The 17,234-nt window shown below is 65.6% G+C and carries 14 protein-coding genes; 8 read left to right on the top strand and 6 right to left on the bottom strand.

Annotated features, from left to right (window positions below; genetic code table 11):
• Positions 1–95 precede the first annotated feature (95 nt).
• The 8 genes from acs (at position 96) to proP (ending at position 9,826) form a co-directional block, all read left to right on the top strand.
• Positions 96–2,090: an acetate--CoA ligase gene (gene acs, locus CUJ89_RS33415; RefSeq protein ID WP_114181753.1), complete on the top strand. Its 1,995-nt coding sequence runs from the start codon at positions 96–98 to the stop codon at positions 2,088–2,090.
• Positions 2,091–2,317: 227 nt separating this feature from the next.
• Positions 2,318–3,385 (top strand): porin, encoded by a 1,068-nt coding sequence (locus CUJ89_RS33410; protein WP_114181752.1) that lies wholly within the window; start codon positions 2,318–2,320, stop codon positions 3,383–3,385.
• Positions 3,386–3,744: 359 nt separating this feature from the next.
• Positions 3,745–4,512, top strand: coding sequence for a hypothetical protein (locus CUJ89_RS33405; RefSeq protein ID WP_152036687.1), 768 nt, complete (start codon positions 3,745–3,747; stop codon positions 4,510–4,512).
• Between the two features lie 333 nt (positions 4,513–4,845).
• Entirely contained in the window at positions 4,846–5,664 is an 819-nt protein-coding gene (locus CUJ89_RS33400) for a MipA/OmpV family protein (protein ID WP_114181750.1), read from the top strand.
• Between the two features lie 10 nt (positions 5,665–5,674).
• On the top strand, positions 5,675–6,400 hold the full coding sequence (locus tag CUJ89_RS33395) for a response regulator transcription factor (protein WP_114181749.1): 726 nt from the start codon (positions 5,675–5,677) through the stop codon (positions 6,398–6,400).
• Entirely contained in the window at positions 6,397–6,627 is a 231-nt protein-coding gene (locus CUJ89_RS33390; RefSeq protein WP_114181748.1) for a hypothetical protein, read from the top strand. Before CUJ89_RS33395 ends, CUJ89_RS33390 begins: the two co-directional genes overlap by 4 nt.
• Before the next feature lie 48 nt (positions 6,628–6,675).
• Positions 6,676–8,028 carry an ATP-binding protein gene (locus tag CUJ89_RS33385; protein ID WP_114181747.1) on the top strand — a complete coding sequence of 451 codons (1,353 nt, stop codon included), beginning with the start codon at positions 6,676–6,678 and terminating at the stop codon, positions 8,026–8,028.
• Between the two features lie 136 nt (positions 8,029–8,164).
• The gene (proP, locus tag CUJ89_RS33380; RefSeq protein WP_415859063.1) at positions 8,165–9,826 is read left to right on the top strand and encodes a glycine betaine/L-proline transporter ProP; all 1,662 of its coding nucleotides are present in this window, start codon (positions 8,165–8,167) and stop codon (positions 9,824–9,826) included.
• A 57-nt stretch (positions 9,827–9,883) separates the two neighbouring features.
• Here proP and CUJ89_RS33375 read toward each other — a convergent pair whose 3' ends face one another.
• From CUJ89_RS33375 to CUJ89_RS33350, 6 genes are all read right to left on the bottom strand, one after another.
• Positions 9,884–10,708: an alpha/beta fold hydrolase gene (locus CUJ89_RS33375; protein ID WP_114181745.1), complete on the bottom strand. Its 825-nt coding sequence runs from the start codon at positions 10,706–10,708 to the stop codon at positions 9,884–9,886.
• A 261-nt stretch (positions 10,709–10,969) separates the two neighbouring features.
• The gene (locus CUJ89_RS33370; protein WP_114181744.1) at positions 10,970–12,529 is read right to left on the bottom strand and encodes a methyl-accepting chemotaxis protein; all 1,560 of its coding nucleotides are present in this window, start codon (positions 12,527–12,529) and stop codon (positions 10,970–10,972) included.
• A 148-nt stretch (positions 12,530–12,677) separates the two neighbouring features.
• Positions 12,678–13,769: a lactonase family protein gene (locus CUJ89_RS33365; protein WP_114181743.1), complete on the bottom strand. Its 1,092-nt coding sequence runs from the start codon at positions 13,767–13,769 to the stop codon at positions 12,678–12,680.
• A 91-nt stretch (positions 13,770–13,860) separates the two neighbouring features.
• Positions 13,861–15,213 carry a TRAP transporter large permease gene (locus CUJ89_RS33360; RefSeq protein WP_114181742.1) on the bottom strand — a complete coding sequence of 451 codons (1,353 nt, stop codon included), beginning with the start codon at positions 15,211–15,213 and terminating at the stop codon, positions 13,861–13,863.
• Positions 15,214–15,217: 4 nt separating this feature from the next.
• A complete protein-coding gene (locus CUJ89_RS33355) occupies positions 15,218–15,790 on the bottom strand; it encodes a TRAP transporter small permease (protein ID WP_114181741.1) in 573 nt (190 codons plus the stop codon).
• A complete protein-coding gene (locus CUJ89_RS33350) occupies positions 15,787–16,773 on the bottom strand; it encodes a TRAP transporter substrate-binding protein (RefSeq protein WP_114181740.1) in 987 nt (328 codons plus the stop codon). The genes CUJ89_RS33355 and CUJ89_RS33350 overlap by 4 nt, the downstream gene beginning before the upstream one ends.
• Positions 16,774–17,234 lie beyond the last annotated feature (461 nt).

Below are 17,234 nucleotides of genomic sequence, written 5' to 3'. Positions count from 1 at the left end.
ACTGCCGGCGCCGCATGCACGCCGATGCCCGCGCGCCGGCTCGCGACTGGCATGCAAGTTGCGTTTCGACAGGCAGGCCACACCCTACGATTTCCATGGAGAACACCTTGACCGCCCTCGTATCGATCTTTCAGGAACGCCGAATCTTCGAACCGACGGCCGACACGCGCGCCCGCGCGACCCTTTCCGGCATGCCGGCCTATCGTGCGCTCGCCGCCGAGGCCGAACGCGATTACGAGGGCTTCTGGGCGCGTCTCGCGCGCGAGGGCCTCGCGTGGCACAAGCCGTTCACGAACGTGCTCGACGAGTCCAACGCGCCGTTCTACACGTGGTTCGACGACGGCGAGCTGAACGCGTCGTACAACTGCCTCGACCGTCACGTCGAAGCCGGCAACGGCGAGCGCGTCGCGGTGATCTTCGAGGCCGACGACGGCACCGTCACGCGCGTCACCTATGCGGATCTGCTGGCACGCGTGTCGCGCTTCGCGAATGCGCTGAAGAAACGCGGGATCGCCAAGGGCGATCGCGTCGTCATCTACATGCCGATGTCGATCGAAGGCATCGTCGCGATGCAGGCCTGCGCGCGCATCGGCGCGACGCACTCGGTCGTGTTCGGCGGCTTCTCCGCGAAATCGCTGAACGAGCGGCTCGTCGACGTCGGCGCGGTGGCGCTCATCACCGCCGATGAGCAGGCGCGCGGCGGCAAGACGCTGCCGCTCAAGAGCATCGCCGACGAGGCGATCGCGATGGGCGGCTGCGAAGCGGTGAAGAGCGTGATCGTCTATCGCCGCACCGGCGGCAAGATCGACTGGCATGCAGGCCGCGACCTGTGGATGCACGAGCTGGCGGACGGCGAGTCCGAGCGCTGCGAGCCGGAATGGGTCGGCGCCGAGCATCCGCTGTTCATCCTGTACACGTCGGGCTCGACCGGCAAGCCGAAGGGCGTGCAGCACAGCACCGGCGGCTACCTGCTGTGGGCCGCGCAGACGATGAAGTGGACCTTCGACTGGAAACCCGACGACGTGTTCTGGTGCACGGCCGACATCGGCTGGGTCACCGGCCACACGTACATCACGTACGGCCCGCTCGCCTGCGGCGGCACGCAGGTCGTGTTCGAAGGCGTGCCGACCTACCCTGACGCCGGCCGCTTCTGGAAGATGATCGGCGATCACAAGGTCACCGTGTTTTATACCGCGCCGACCGCGATCCGCTCGCTGATCAAGGCGGCCGAGGCCGACGACAAGGTGCATCCGAAGAGCCATGACCTGTCGAGCCTGCGCATCATCGGCACCGTCGGCGAGCCGATCAATCCGGAAGCGTGGATGTGGTATCACAAGCACGTCGGCCAGGAGCGCTGCCCGATCGTCGACACGTGGTGGCAGACCGAGACGGGCGGCCACATGATCACGCCGCTGCCGGGCGCGACGCCCACCGTGCCCGGTTCGTGCACGCTGCCGCTGCCGGGCATCATGGCTGCGGTGGTCGACGAGACGGGCCAGGACGTGCCGAACGGGCAGGGCGGCATCCTCGTCGTCAAGCGCCCGTGGCCGGCGATGATCCGCACGATCTGGGGCGACCCGGAGCGCTTCAGGAAGAGCTACTACCCCGAGGAGCTCGGCGGCCGGCTGTATCTTGCCGGCGACGGCACCGTGCGCGACAAGGACACCGGCTACTTCACGATCATGGGCCGGATCGACGACGTGCTGAACGTGTCGGGCCACCGGCTCGGCACGATGGAGATCGAGTCGGCGCTGGTCTCGCACGAGCTCGTTGCCGAGGCGGCGGTGGTCGGCCGTCCGGACGATACGACGGGCGAGGCCGTGGTCGCGTTCGTGGTGCTGAAGCGCGCGCGTCCGGAAGGCGAGGAAGCCGCGGCGCTCGCGAAGACGTTGCGCGACTGGGTCGGCAAGCAGATCGGGCCGATCGCGAAGCCGAAGGAGATCCGCTTCGGCGACAACCTGCCGAAGACGCGCTCGGGCAAGATCATGCGGCGCCTGCTGCGCTCGCTCGCCAAGGGCGAGGCGATCACGCAGGACACCTCCACGCTCGAGAACCCGGCCATCCTCGACCAGCTTGGCCACGCACTGTAACTGACGCGGCCGGCAGCGACCGGCCCCTCCCGACACCTTCGACGCACGCGCGTCCCGGCGCCCATCCCCGCCGCGAACGCGTCACGCGCGGTCGACACCCGACCGCGGACGTGCGTCCCGCCGCGCCCCACCCCGCCTGCACGGCTTGCGCGACGGACACCGCTTGGCCGGCTTCCGTCGCATCCCCTGTTCGATGCATGGACGTACAACAACACTGGAGACACTCAATGAAAAGCAGCACCCTGATCGGTTGCGCCGCGCTGGCAGGCGCGATGGCCAGCACCAGCGGTTTCGCGCAGAGCAGCGTGACGCTGTACGGCAACCTCGACGCCGCGTTGCTGTATACGAGCAAGACGCTCGACTCCGCCACCGGCGGGAATGCGGGCCATCAGTTCGCGATGACCGACACCGGCATGACGCCGACGACGTTCGGGATGACCGGCACCGAGGATCTCGGCGGCGGCCTCAAGGCGAAATTCCAGCTCGAAAGCGGCTTCGCCGTCACCAACGGCGCGTTCAATCATTCGAACGGCAATTTCTTCGGCCGCCAGGCATGGGTCGGCCTCGACGGGGGATTCGGCACGGTCAAGGCCGGCCTGCAATATTCGCCGTTCCTGCTCGCGATCTTCGATTCGGATCCGCGCAGCTTCTCGCACTTCGGCAGCGGGCTGATCAACTACGTCGACAACGTGCTCGTCACGGGCCTGTTCAACGCGAACGCCGTGTCGTATACGAGCCCGACGATCGCCGGCCTCACCGGCAGCGCGATGTTCGCGTTCGGCGGCAAGGCCGGCGACTTCCAGGCCGGGCGCCAGTACTCGGCGAGCCTCAAATACGAGCATGGCGGCTTCATGATCGACGCCGCGTTCTACGACGGCAACGACGGCACTACCCCGACACCGGTCCCGAGCACCGTCGCGTTCGTCGGGCGCACGATCGGCGCCGCGTACCGGTTCGGCCCCGTGACCGCGAAGGCATCGTTCGCGAGCTACAAGGTCGGCGGATCGTTCAGCAACAACGTCTACGGCGGCGGCCTCGACTACCAGGCGACGCCGGCCGTCGACGTGAACGGCGGCGTCTGGTTCACGAGCGATCGCAACGACACGGCCAATCACTCGCTGCTCGCGGCCGTCGGCACGAGCTACAGCCTGTCGAAAGCCACCGCGCTGTACGCGCAGGTCGCAATGGTCAACAACCACGGCGCGATGAACACCGGGCTCGGGATCAACAACGCGCTCTACGCGGTGACGGGCACGACCGTCGGTGCAAACGTCGGGATCCACCACATGTTCTGATGCGCAAGCGGCGGCCTTTCCGACGGGCCGCCTCATTTCTTTATTCGCATTCCGAACGACATTTACGGAAGCCGGATCGAGGGTCGGCCGGGATTCGTGAAATTTTCGCCAAAATGGCCTTATACGATTGAGCTATAAGGGGAATTTCAGTTTTTCGTTCGAGTTGACCGTGCGCTAAATTTTGCGTGCCTCAAACGCCTGGTCGAACCTTTGTTTTCCGGATTCCGAAGCGGCCCCATGTCGCTTAACGAAGCTATTGCGACTGCCGTAAGTGTCGAGTAAGCCGTATTGATAGATGATGGGATCGATCGATGTCCCGGGCTTTCCGAGTCTCGTCCGCCGACATTCTCCATTTCCCTTTGAACGACTATCAGAAGATCGACATGCGATTCAAGATCACTCCGAACGTCGGGCCTCGATACTGGGCCGCGATCGCCATCGCGAGCATGTGCGGAGCAAACCAGGGCGACATCGTTTCCGACATCCTCAAGATGAGTCCGGGCGCGAGCCTCACAATGCTCGCGATCATGTTCGCGGTCGTCACCCTCGCCGAGCGGGCGACCACGCGTGGAAGCGAGGTGTTTTACTGGGTGGCAATCCTCATCGTACGAGCCGCTGCGACCAACATTGCCGATTACTCGATAGGTCACGCGCACTTCACCTACGTCGAAGTTTCCGTCGCGTTGGCGATAATTCTGATCGGCCTGATCGCACTGCCCCAGGTGTTGCGGCGGAAGCCGATAACCACCGGGCTGCCGCCGACGGGGAGCCTCTACTGGTTCACGATGCTGACTGCGGGATCGCTCGGCACTGTGATGGCGGACGGCATTGGCCATTCGTTCTCGTCGGTCCAGATTGGAGTTCCCCTTTCCGCATCAATCGCCACCGTCGCACTCCTCGTGATCCTGAGTGTGAAGTCGCGGATGGCCTGGGTCGGCGCAGCAAGTTACTGGGCCGTGGTCGTCGCCGTCAGATGGTGGGGCACCAACGTCGGCGATATGTCCGCGTTTTTTCTGTCTCTCGTCGTCAGCGCCGCAATCACGGGTGTCGCACTCACGATGCTGTTGGTCATTTGGCGTGCGCCTCCCATCGAACGCGCGGACGACGAACGGCCACTGGGGGCGTGAGAAGGGGTATCCGTGCTTTTCGATACAAGCCGCCAGAAATTGCGTGAAAAGCACAACAATTCCTGTTCAAAGCCATACGCTTTCGTCGCACTTGGGCATTCTCTGCCCGCACCCGCGACGACATGTGCGAGCCGTTCAACCGGTCGGTTCGATGATGAAGTGTGCGGGCTTACCATTCACTTACCGCGCGATATCCGTTGCGGATCAAGCGAACCCTCTGCGATCCGTGCGTGGATGATCAGTGTCAGGCAAGCCATCCGCGCGAGTAAGTAACGAGTAAGTCTGCCAGTCCTAAAGTCGATCCCGTTCCACTCTCCGACTCCAGGATCGACCGTGAAAAAAACCTTTCGTCGTAAGCACCAGCTCCTGCTGGCCGTGGCTTCGGTATGCCTGCATGCGGGCGCGGTGCGCGCGCAAGAGGCCAGCCCGGAGCCGCCCGACACCGACGGCACCGGCTTCACCGTCTTGAGCAACGCCACCAACGTGACCCGCTGGGGCCTCGGCGCAGGCGCGGGCGTCGAGTCGTCGCCGTACAAAGGCTATGGCACGAAGTTCTCGCCGATCCCGCTCCTCTTTTTCGACGATAAATGGGTGCACGCGCTCGGCACCACGATCGACCTGAAGATCGGCACGTGGAGCAACGTGAGCGTCGCGCTGCGCGGCAAATATGCGCTCGGCGACGGATACAAGCAGTCCGACGCGCCGATCCTGAACGGCATGCAGGACCGCAACGGCGCGTTCTGGTACGGTCCGGCGCTCGCGTGGCGCACGGCATTCGGCACGCTCTCCGGCGACTTTCTCGCAGGCGGCAACAAGGGCGAGCAAGCCAGCATCGATTTCGGCAAGTCGTTCGACTACGGCCACTTTTCGTTCGAGCCGCACGTCGGTGCCGAATGGCTGAGCAGCAAATACGTCGATTACTATTACGGCGTGCGCTCATCCGAAGTCCGGGCCGGTCGTCCGCACTATACTGGCAAGTCAACCTACGGCGTGTCGATCGGCACCCGCGTCGACTACAAGTTCACGCGCCATCAGAGCGTCATTCTCGACGTCGGCGTCGAGCATCTCGGCAGCGGCATCACGAACAGCCCGCTTGTCGGCAAGCGCTACATTCCGCAAGCGAAGATCGGCTACCTCTATCAATTCAATTGAGCGCAGCATCATGTCGCGAGTCGCATTGATCGAAGACCATGAGCGTCTGGCCGCCATGATTCGTCAGGCGCTGTCCGCCGCGGGCATCGAGGCCGATCACTTCCGCACGATTTCCGAAGCCCGCTACGGCGTGAGCCGCGGCGCCTATGCGGTGCTGATCGTCGATCGCGGCTTGCCGGACGGCGACGGTCTCGCGTTTTTACGCACGTTGCGTGCGGCAGGCCAGATGACGCCCTGCCTGATGCTGACCGCCCGCGACGCGCTGCATGACCGCGTGGACGGACTCGAAAGCGGCGCCGACGACTACGTGACCAAGCCGTTCGCCATGAGCGAGCTGGTCGCGCGGGTGCGCACGCTGATGCGCAGGCCGGCGGCGCTGACTGCGCTGGTCGTGTCGTTCGCCGAAATCACCGTGGATCCGCGGCAGCGCATGATGTGCTGTGGCGCCGAGTCGGTCGTGCTTGCGCCTGCCGAGCTGCAGGTCATGCTGTGCCTGATGAGGGCGGACGGCGCGACGGTGCGCCATGCGGCGCTCGAACATGCGGGCTGGGGGCTCGGCGACGCGGTGACGCCGAACGCGCTGGAAGTGACGTTGCACCGGCTGCGCAAGAAGCTGGCGGCAATCGGCGCGACCACGCGGCTGGCGAACATCCGCGGCGCGGGCTTCGCGCTTCAGACCGCCCAGGGTCCTGACGATCCGCCCGAGCGGCCTGCGCAACCGAGGAGGGGCGCATGAAGCAACGGATCCTGGTGGTCGACAGCGATGCTGCGTGCCGCGACGCGTTGCGCACCGGCCTGCAGTCGAGCGGTTTCGATGTGGCTGTCCTGTACGAGCCCGGCCGCGCAAACGGATACGTGTTTCGTCCGGACGTCGGCGATCGAAGCCGCGGCAGGACTGGTTGCCGCAGCGCGGCGCTGCCGCCTGCGGCAACCAGAATCGACGAACGCGAGGTCTATCGCTAATCCGCCGGCGCTTGCATGGCACCGGAGGCCAACCATCGCAGGTTTGACATGCTCAATCGCTGGATTCGAAGTTTGTCCGCACGGCTGTGGGTGACGAGCGTGATCGTGCTCGCGGTCACGCTGACCGCGCTGGCCGCGCTGGCCGTCTACTTGTTCGATCATTTCCCGGAGCAGCCGCTCGGACGACACGAGCTGACGGAAGATATTACGCACGTCGAGGAGGGACTCCGTTTTGACGATGCCGGCCGCCCGATTTCGGTAGCGCTTCCCAAGACTACGGCGTGGATGTTCAAGGTGCTGCCGACCGAGGTCAAATATCGGGTGCTCGACGAGCGCGGAAACATCTTGCTCTCGTCGAGCGCTGCTCCGGGCAGCGCGCCCTGGATTACTGGCGACCTTTCCGCCATCGGCAAATTCGCGTCGGCGACGATCGGCGGCGAGCCGTTCGACATCGTGACGCTTCCGGTTCTGCGGGCCCATCAGGTCTTCTATGTCCAGACCGCGACGAGCATGCGTTTTATCGAGGCGTTGATCGGCGCGAAGGTCAAGCAGATTCCGGGCACGGTCACAACGACGATCGTCTTCACGACGATCATATTCGGCCTGACACTGACCTTCGCGGTGCATTGGCTGCTCAGGCCGCTTCGAGAGGCGTCGAGCGCCGCGGCGCTGATCACGCCGCGCAATCTCAAGACGCGCCTTTCTTCCAGGGGCATTCCGAGCGAGATCAAGCCGCTCATCGACGCATTCAATGCAGCGCTCAGCCGATTGGAGAACGGGTTTGCCGTGCAGCAGCAGTTTCTCGCGTCCGCGGCGCACGAATTGCAGACCCCGCTTACGCTGATCCGAGGCCAGATCGAACTGCAGCCCGAGATCGAAAACAAGGACCTGCTGTTTCGCGAGATCGACCTGATGGCGCGCCAGGCTCGCCAGTTGCTGCATCTGGCCGAAGTCAGCGAAGCACAGAACTTCAGCTTCGGCGAAGTCAGCAGCGTGGATATCGCGCAGGATGTCGTTGCGTATCTGGCGCGCAAGGCCGACCGTGCTCAGGTCAAACTTCAGATCGACGCGCCGGTTACGCTTGCGCCAATCTGGGCGGACCGGAGCGCGTTGTTCATCCTGCTCAAGAACATTGTCGAGAACGCGATCAATGTTTCGTTACCCAATAGCGTCGTGTCGATCGTTATCGACGAAGTCTCGATCCAGGTGGTGGATGAAGGGCCCGGCATCAAGCAGGAGCATCTCCCATTCCTGTTCAATCGGTTCTGGCGCGCGCCGGATGCCCGGCACGACGGCGCCGGCCTCGGACTGGCCATCTGCAAGGAAATTGCCGTTGCGCACGAATGGCGATTGACGGTCAGCCGCCTGGCGGTGGGGACCGCGTTTGCTATTCGGCTTTAGAAACAAATAAACCAGTGACCCTGTCTCGTTTTCACGTACAGCAACGCATGCGGCGATCAAGCTCCGCTCCGGTATAGACCGCCGACGCTCCGATACGGACCGCCCGGCGTGTCGTTTACAACCGGTTTCCAGGCGCATGACCGATAGTCCGCCCTCCCCGTGTTTCTCTACACTGCTTCACACAACACGCTTGCCCGGTGTAGCCCGCTGCACGCCGCTTCACCGACACCGAGGCGATCCCGAGACACCACCTTCGCCCCCGACGGCCCGCGCCCTCCCGCCGCGCCGACCGTCCGGCCGGTCGCCAGGGCCCTTCCAGGAGAGTTCATTGAGTTCATCGCAAGCGCACCCCGCGAAAGCCCGGTCTTCGCGCAAGTCCGTCAAGCTGGATGACATCACGATCGTCGACCCTGCCGTCGTCAAGCGCGCGGTCGGCGCGATGGCGTTCGGCAATGCGATGGAATGGTTCGACTTCGGTGTGTACAGCTACATCGCCGTCACGCTCGGCAAGGTGTTCTTCCCGTCCAGCAGCCCGTCCGCGCAGCTGCTCGCGACCTTCGGCACGTTCGCGGCCGCGTTCCTCGTGCGCCCGCTCGGCGGCATGGTGTTCGGCCCGCTCGGCGACCGCATCGGCCGCCAGCGCGTGCTCGCCGCCACGATGATCATGATGGCCGCCGGCACGTTCGCGATCGGCCTGATCCCCAGCTACACGTCGATCGGCATCATGGCGCCCGTGCTGCTGCTCGTCGCGCGTCTCGTGCAGGGTTTCTCGACCGGCGGCGAATACGGCGGCGCGGCCACCTTCATCGCCGAATTCTCGACCGACAAGCGCCGCGGCTTCATGGGCAGCTTCCTCGAATTCGGCACGCTGATCGGCTATACGCTCGGCGCGGCGACGGTCGCGCTGCTCACCGCGACGCTGTCGCAGGAAGCGTTGCTGTCATGGGGCTGGCGCGTGCCGTTCTTCGTCGCCGGCCCGCTCGGCCTCGCGGGCCTCTACGTCCGGCTCAAGCTCGAGGAAACGCCGGCGTTCAAGAAGGAGGCCGAAGCACGCGAAGCGGACGAACGCGCGCGGCCTAAGCAAAGCTTCGCGCAGTTGCTCGTCGAACAGTGGAAGCCGCTGCTGCTCTGCGTCGGCCTCGTGCTGATCTTCAACGTGACCGACTACATGGCGCTGTCGTACCTGCCGAGCTATCTGTCGGCGACGCTGCACTTCCAGGAATCGCACGGCCTGTTCCTGGTGCTGCTCGTGATGGTGCTGATGATGCCGATGACGCTGTACGCCGGGCACCTGTCGGACAAGATCGGCCGCAAGCCGGTGATGATGGCCGGCTGCGTGGGCCTGCTCGTGCTGTCGGTGCCGGCGCTGATGCTGATTCGCACCGGCGGCATGCTGCCCGTGTTCGGCGGGATGCTGATCTACGGCACGTTGCTGTCGACGTTCACGGGCGTGATGCCGTCGGCGCTGCCGGCGCTGTTTCCCACGCGGATCCGCTACGGCGCGCTCGCGATCGGCTTCAACGTGTCGGTGTCGCTGTTCGGCGGCACGACGCCGCTCGTCACCGCGTGGCTGGTCGATCGCACCGGCGACCTGATGATGCCCGCGTACTACCTGATGGGCGCGTCGTTCATCGGCATCGTGTCGGTGCTCGCGCTGCGCGAGACCGCGCGCCAGCCGCTGCCGGGTTCAGGCCCGTGCGTGTCGAGCCGCGCGGAAGCGCTGAGCCTCGTTCGCGGCGGCATCGACGAAGCCCGGGTGCAGGACAGGAAGTTCACGCCGGTCCGCGAGCGCGCGTGACGCAGGTTGGCGTGACGCGACGCCGCGCGGCATGCGCCGGCGTCGCCCGCGCGTGCGTCAGCCTGCCGACAGCCGTTGCCCGTCGAACCAGTCGAGCAGCGCACGCGTGACGAACGCGGGATTTTCCAGGTTCGAGATGTGGCCGGCGTCCGGCACCAGCGCATGCGGGCACCCGATCACGCTCGCCATCTTCACGGTTTCCGACGGCGGACGCGCCATGTCGCCCGCGCCGCACATCAGCAGCGTGCGTTCGGCGTCCAGCCCGGCCAGCGCCGACAGCGTGTCGGGCCGGCCGAAGATCAACCGGCCCAGCGGGACGATCGATTGCCGCAGCCGGTCGGCCGGCAGGCTCGCCAGCGCATCGCGAAACGCGGTCGGCACCGGGTCCGCCAGATTGACGTCCGGCCGGAAGAACAGCGGCACGATCGCATCGAGCAGCGGCGGCGCAATGCGGCCCGCGGCGGCGATCGCATCGAGCATCCCGAAGTAGCGCATCCGCGTCGCGTCGGGTTCGGCCTCCAGCGACGCATCCATCAGCACGAGCGAACGCACGCGCTGCGGTTCGCGCAACGCAAGCCGCGCGCCCCACATGCCGCCGACGCTGAGCCCGACGACCGCGCACTGTTCGATCTCCAGCGCATCGAGCAGCGCACTCGCATGCGCGGCGAGATCGTCGAGCGTCTGCGTGCCTTCGGGCAGTGCGCCCGATGCGCCGTGCCCCCACAGGTCCGGCACGATCACGCGATACCGGCGCGACAGCGCGTCGATCTGAGGCGCCCACATCGCCGCGTCCCACAGATAGCTGTGCCCGAGCAGCACTGGAAAGCCGGTGCCTTGATCCTGGTAATGCAGGGTACTGCCATGAACGATGTGTGCGGGCATGTCGTCTCCGGGTGTCGGCACGATTGGCAGCGGCCCGGAAGCGGGCGCCGCAGTCAGTGGCGTTCTGTGACGAACGCGAAGCGGCGAATCATCGCACAGGTTGCAGGCGCGCGTATGACGAGGCGCCCGAACGCCCACCCGGAACAGCGGCGTGATGCCTCCGCCGATCCGGCGCCCGCCCACCCACCCGCGATACCGTTTTGCCGCTCAGGCGTCGGCCTTGTCGCGGAGGTTCCGGGCAATGCCGATTCCGGAACCGGGTCAGCCCACGTGCGCGATACGAAAGACCGACATCGCGGCCTGCATCGAGCTGGCCTGATGCTCGAGCGCGGTCGCAGCAGCACTCGCCTGTTCGACGAGCGCAGCGTTCTGCTGCGTCATCTGATCCATCTGGCTGACCGCCTGGCCGACCTGGTCGATGCCGGCACTCTGTTCGACCGTCGCCGTCGTGATGTCGGTCATGATCGTCGCCACGCGTCGCACCGACGACACGATCTCGTCCATTGCATGGCCCGCCTGCGCGACAAGTTCGTTGCCGCTGCGGACGTCGTCGATCGACGTGCCGATCAGCTGGCCGATCTCCCGCGCGGCACTCGCGCTGCGCTGCGCGAGCGTGCGCACCTCACCCGCAACGACTGCAAAGCCGCGCCCGTGTTCGCCCGCGCGTGCCGATTCGACCGCCGCATTCAGCGCGAGGATATTGGTCTGGAATGCGATCCCGTCGATCATCCCGGTGATCTCCGCGATCTTCTTCGAGCTCGCATTGATCACGCCCATCATGTCGACCGCACGGCCGACCAGTTCGCCACCGTGCTGCGCGAGGTCCGCCGCGCTCGCGGCAAGCGTGCTTGCCTGCTGGGCATGGTCCGCACTCTGGCGAACCGTCGACGTCAGTTGCTCCATGCTCGCAGCCGTTTCTTCGAGCGACGCGGACTGCTGCTCGGTGCGGCTCGACAGATCGAGGTTGCCCGCAGCGATCTCGCGTGCGGCCGTGTGGATCGCGTCGCTGCTGTCGCGCACGCCGGCGACGGTGGCGACGAGACCGCCCTGCATCCGCTTCATCGCCGCGAACAATTGGCCGATTTCATTGCGGCCTGCGTCCGGTACGGTCACGGTCAGGTCGTTCGATGCGATGCGGTCGAGCAGCGCGGCTGCGTTCGCGAGCGGCCGCGACACGATCCGGCGCAACGCGAAGTGCGTCGCGACGATCAGCGCGAGCGCAAGCGTCACGCCGATGCCGACCATCGCGATGATGCGCGTGTAGGCGGCGTTGTCGTCATCGATCGTTTCTTCCGACAGCCGGTTCGCGAGGCGCTGGAATTTCTCGACGTTCGCCGAGTAGACCTGGCCGGCCGTGGTGATCTCCTTGTCGTTGATCGTTGCGTACGCAGCGGTATCGCCGTTGCGCAGCGCGTCGGTCGCGCGTGCGAGGACGGTCGCGAGATGCGTTGACGATTCGACCAGTGCCCGCTTCAGGTCGGTGTCGATGCCGGCGGCTGATGAAGCGCTCTGAAACGCCTGCGTTTCCTTCGCGGACAAATCGAACGTCCGCTGCGCGCTTTGCAGTGCCGAATCGCGCTGCGCCGGGTCGTTGTGCTCCTTCAGCGCCGCATAGGCGCGCACGAGTGCCGAGCGGGTACGGGTGCTGTCCTTGTAGGCGTCGTTGACGAGCAACGTCTGGGCGGCGATTTCATGCAGGCGCTTCGCGTTCGTGTTCGCGTTTCCGAGTGCCGCGATCCCGACGATGCCACCGACCACGATCATCGCTGCAAAAGCGGCCAGCACGGCGAGCAAACTGTTCTTTACCTTCAGATCGCGCATGATGAATCGGTTCTTGAAGTTTTACTGTATGGGTTAACGGCCTGCGTCTCGTTAACTTGATTCGATCAAAGGCATTCCCGCGTACGGTCCTGCCGCCGCGTTTCGGAAACGAGCGGCACGTGAGCCAGGCCGCCCGTTTCGTCGCCACTCAGTTCGTCCCGTCGTACGACACGATCTCCACCCAGTTCGCGCCGTTGCCGACCGGGTATTTGCCGATCTCGTCGAGGTGCCCCGTGCTGCGGTCGATCCGGTAGACGGCCAGCGTCGGCGACAACTGCCCGGCCGCGAGCAGATAGTTGCCCGACGGATCGATGCCGAAGCCGCGCGGCTGCTTCTCGGTTGCAATCGTGCCGATCCGCGTGAGCTTGCCCGACGCGGCGTCGACGCGATACGCGGCGAGCGTGCTCGACGTGCGCTCCGACGCATACAGGAATCGTCCGTCCGGCGTCAGGTGCAGGTCCGCGCCCCACGGCTTGTCGCCGTGGAAGTCGGGCGGCAGGATCGACACGGTCTGGATCGGCCGCGCCTCGGCGCCGCCGCGCGACAGCGCGAGCACGTGCAGCTTGCCGTCGAGCTCGTCGATCAGGTACGCGAAGCGCCCGTTCGACGAAAACACGAAATGGCGCGGGCCGGATTTTTCCGGCAGCCGGTACGCCGGCGTCGCGACGTCGGTCAGTGCGCCCGTCGACGCGTCGAACGGCAAGCGCAGCCACGCATCGGCGCCGAGCACCGACGCGAACGCGTAGCGGCCGTCCGGCGACTGCCGAATCGCGTGCGCCATCGGGCCCGTCTTCACCGTCTGCTGCACGTCGCCCGCGATACCGTTCTCGCCGATCCGGTTCACCGCGAGCAGGTTGCCGCCATACGACGCCGAGAACAGATAGCGGCCCGACGCGTCGGTCGACACGTAGGCCATGCTGTCCGCGAGCGGCGCGCGGCCCAGCTCGCTCAACCGTCCGTCGAGCGGGTTGATCGCGAAGCTGACGACGCGATACGGCGTCGAGCGCAGCGCCGCATAGAGGCGATGATGATCGGGCGACAGCGTCATCGGCATCACGGTGCCGCCGACCGGCACGGTTTCGATCGCGGTCAGCGCGCCGTTCGACGGGGCGACGCTGAACACCGAGATGTCGCGGCTGTCGCTGTTCGATACGTACGCATACGTCGCCGCGTGCGCGAGCGACGCGACCATTCCGAAGGCGGCCGCCGCGACGGCGCGCCAGAGTGCTTTCGTTTTCATGCGTTTTCCTGGGGAGTAAAGAGAACCGCAGATATGAATGCGGCGCCGGACAACCTGCGTCGTCCGGCGCCGCGACAGGCGAAGCGCGCGATCAGAACACCGCGTGCCCGCTGATCAGGCTCGGCAGCCAGGTCGAGAAGAACGGCAGGTACGTGACGATGTTGATCGCACTGAAGATCGCGAGGTAATACGGCCACGCCATCTTCGTCGTCTCGCCGATCGACACGTTGCCGATCGCGCATCCGACGAACTGCACCGACCCGATCGGCGGATGCACGAGGCCGAGCGAGCAGTTCAGCAGCAGCATGATCCCGAACTGGACCGGCCCGACGCCGCACGCCATCGCGATCGGCAGGAACAGCGGCGTCGTGATCAGGATGTGTGCGGCCATGTCGACGAACGTGCCGAGGAACACCTGGATGATGTTGATGTACAGCAGCATCAGCCACGGCGCGGCGGTCGACGCCTTCAGCAGCCCTTCGATCGCATCCGGAATCTCCAGGTACGACATCTGGAAGCGCAACATGTTGGACACCGCGATCAGCAGCAGCACGACGCCCGTCGTGCGGGCCGCATGCGACAGCGCGCGGCGCAGCTTCGCGACCGTCAGCGTCCGGTAGACGATCGCGGTCAGCACCAGCGAGTACACGACGGCGATCGCGGCCGCTTCCGTCGCGGTGGCAATCCCCTTCGCGACGCACACGAGGATGATCGCGATCACCATCAGCCCGGGCACCGCGCCGACGAAGCTGCGCAGCACCGCATACCAGCCGGGAAACGCGGGCAGCGCGGACGAGCCGTCTTCACGGCGCGGATAGCCGTGACGCACGGCCTGCCAGTACGCGGCGGCAAGCACGAAGCCCATCACCCACAACACCGGCAGCAGCCCCGAGAACAGCAGGTCGCCGATCGACACGCCGCTCACCGGCTGGCCGTGCAGCATGCCCGTGATCCCCTGCGCGGCGAACGCATAGATGATCATGTTGGTCGACGTCGGCATCAGCGCGCCGGCGAGCGACGCATGCGTCGTCACGTTGACCGCGTACGCGGCGCTGTAGCCTTCGCGCTTCATCAGCGGGATCACCACGCCGCCCATCGCCGACGTATCGGCGGTCGGCGAGCCCGACACGCCGCCGAACAGCGTGCAGGCGACGACGTTCGCCATCCCGAGGCCGCCGCGGAAGTGGCCGACGGTCGCCTGCGCGAAGCGCAGGATCCGGTCCGCGATGCCGCCGTGCAGCATCAGCTCGCCGGAGAAGATGAAGAACGGCACCGCGAGGAACGAGAACGCGTTCATCCCCGAGATCATCGCCTGCATCGCGGTCGCGATCGGCAGGCCTTCGACCATATAGGTCAGCACGCAGGCTATCCCGAGCGCGAACGACACGGGCACGCCGAGCACGAGGAAAATCAAAAAACTGACGGACAGGATCGCGAGTTCCATGGCGTTATTGTTTCGACGGAGGACGACGAAGCGCGAGCAGGTGCTCGAGCGAAAAGAGGATGATCGCGATCGCCGCGGGCATCGTGATCAGGTAGCGCACGCCTTCGGGCAGACCGATGATCGGAATGCGGTCGCCCATCGTCTCGGCGGCCATGCTGCCGCAGCCGACCATGATCGCGATCGCGAACGCGATCAGGCTCAGGTGCTGGATCGCGACGACCACGGTGCGCGCGTTCGGCGGCAGCCGGCGCACGAGCGAGTCGAGGCCGATATGGCCGCCGTCGCGCACCTTCATCGCCGCACCGAACATCGCGATCACGATCACCAGCAGCAGCGCGATCGGCTCGACGAAATCCGGCGCGTTCTCGAACACGTAGCGCATCACGACCGCGTAGAACACCAGCACCGTGAGCGCCGCGAGACAGGCCGACGCGATCACGGCCAGCACACGGAACAGCACGTCGTTCACGCAGCGCAGCAACGGCGCGGCGTGCGGCCGTGCCGGCGCCGCGCCGTCCGGGGCGGCGGCCGACGAACCGGCGGCCGCCGCGCTGTTCAGGGAAGTGCGACGCGTCACTTGGTCGCCTCGATCTCGTCGACGATCTGCTTCATCTGCGGCGTCTTCTCGTACTTCGTCCACAGCGGCTGCATCGCCTTCACGAACGCCGCGCGGTCGATCTGCGCGGCCGGCAGGATTTTCGCGCCGCCCTTCGTCACGCTCTGCTGCGCGGACGCCTCGCGCGCGGTCCACAGCTTCTGGTAGTACGGCACCGAATCGGCCGCCGCCTTCCGGATCGCCGCCTGCTCCTGCGGCGACAGCGTGTCCCAGGTCTTCTTCGAGAACACCAGCACTTCCGGCGTCATCGCGTGCTGCGTCTCCGAGTAATCGGGCGCCACCTCGTAGTGCTTCGTTTCCTCGTACGACGGCAGGTTGTTTTCCGCCGCGTCGACGAGGCCCGTCTTCAGCCCGGTGTACACCTCGGCGAACGGCATCGGCGTCGGCGTGCCGCCCATCGCCCTGATCTCGTCGACCATCAGGTCGGACGGTTGCACGCGCACCTTCAGCCCCTTCATGTCGGCCGGCGAGCGCACCGGGCGCTTCGCATATATCGAGCGCGCGCCGCTCTCGTAGAACGTCAGCGCGATCATCCCCTTCGCCGTGAACGCATCGAGGATCTTCTGGCCGGCCGGGCCGTACATCGCCTTGCGGAAATGGTCGACGTCGCGGAACAGGAACGGGAACGACGGGATCAGCGATTCCGGCACGATCTCGTTGAACGACGCGCCGTTTACGCGCGCCATGTCGATCGCGCCGATCCGGACCTGGTCGACCGTGTCCTTCTCGGAGCCGAGCGCGCTGTTGCCGAACACCTTGATCGAATCCTTGCCGCCCGTCTGCTTCGACAGCTCGTCGCCCATGAACTTCACGGCCATGTTGGTCGGGAAGTTGTCGCCGTGCACGTCCGCCGAGCGGAACACGCGCGCGTGAGCGGACATCGCGAAGCCGGCCATCAGCGCGACGGCCAGTGCGGTACGGGAACCGGTGAATCGGTGCTTCATGGTGAATCTCCTTGATGGTCGATCGTTGTTGTGCGGCGATCCGTCGGGATGCGCGCTCGTCGGCGATGCGCTCCCTGAACCGCTGAGTCGTACGTCGTATGACATGTTGACGCGAATGTACGTCGGTTAACCGTTTAACTCACTTGGTGCATACCCCTATAACCATTGCCATTAGGGGTTTTCGGTGCATTCCGGGGAATCACATTCTCTGCTTGGCCGATTTTCAGCGAAACGTTTTCCGGAAACGGGTCCGCATTTGAATCAGCCGCCCGCGCGACCGTTTCCCGGTACCAGCAGGCAATCTTTCGCTTTGCCTGATGTCGTTATAGGATGACTGACCACGACGCGAACTGTCCGCCGCGATGCCACGAGCACGCGCCGGCCACGCATCGCGCGCGACGCGATCGCGCCCGTGGCGCCTGCCCCGACGACCCGCGCCGGAGGCCTGCGCCCGCCCGCTC

The sequence above is a fragment of the Burkholderia pyrrocinia genome (assembly GCF_003330765.1).
Classification (GTDB): Bacteria; Pseudomonadota; Gammaproteobacteria; order Burkholderiales; family Burkholderiaceae; genus Burkholderia; species Burkholderia pyrrocinia_B.
This window is presented reverse-complemented; position numbering and strand designations above follow the sequence as displayed.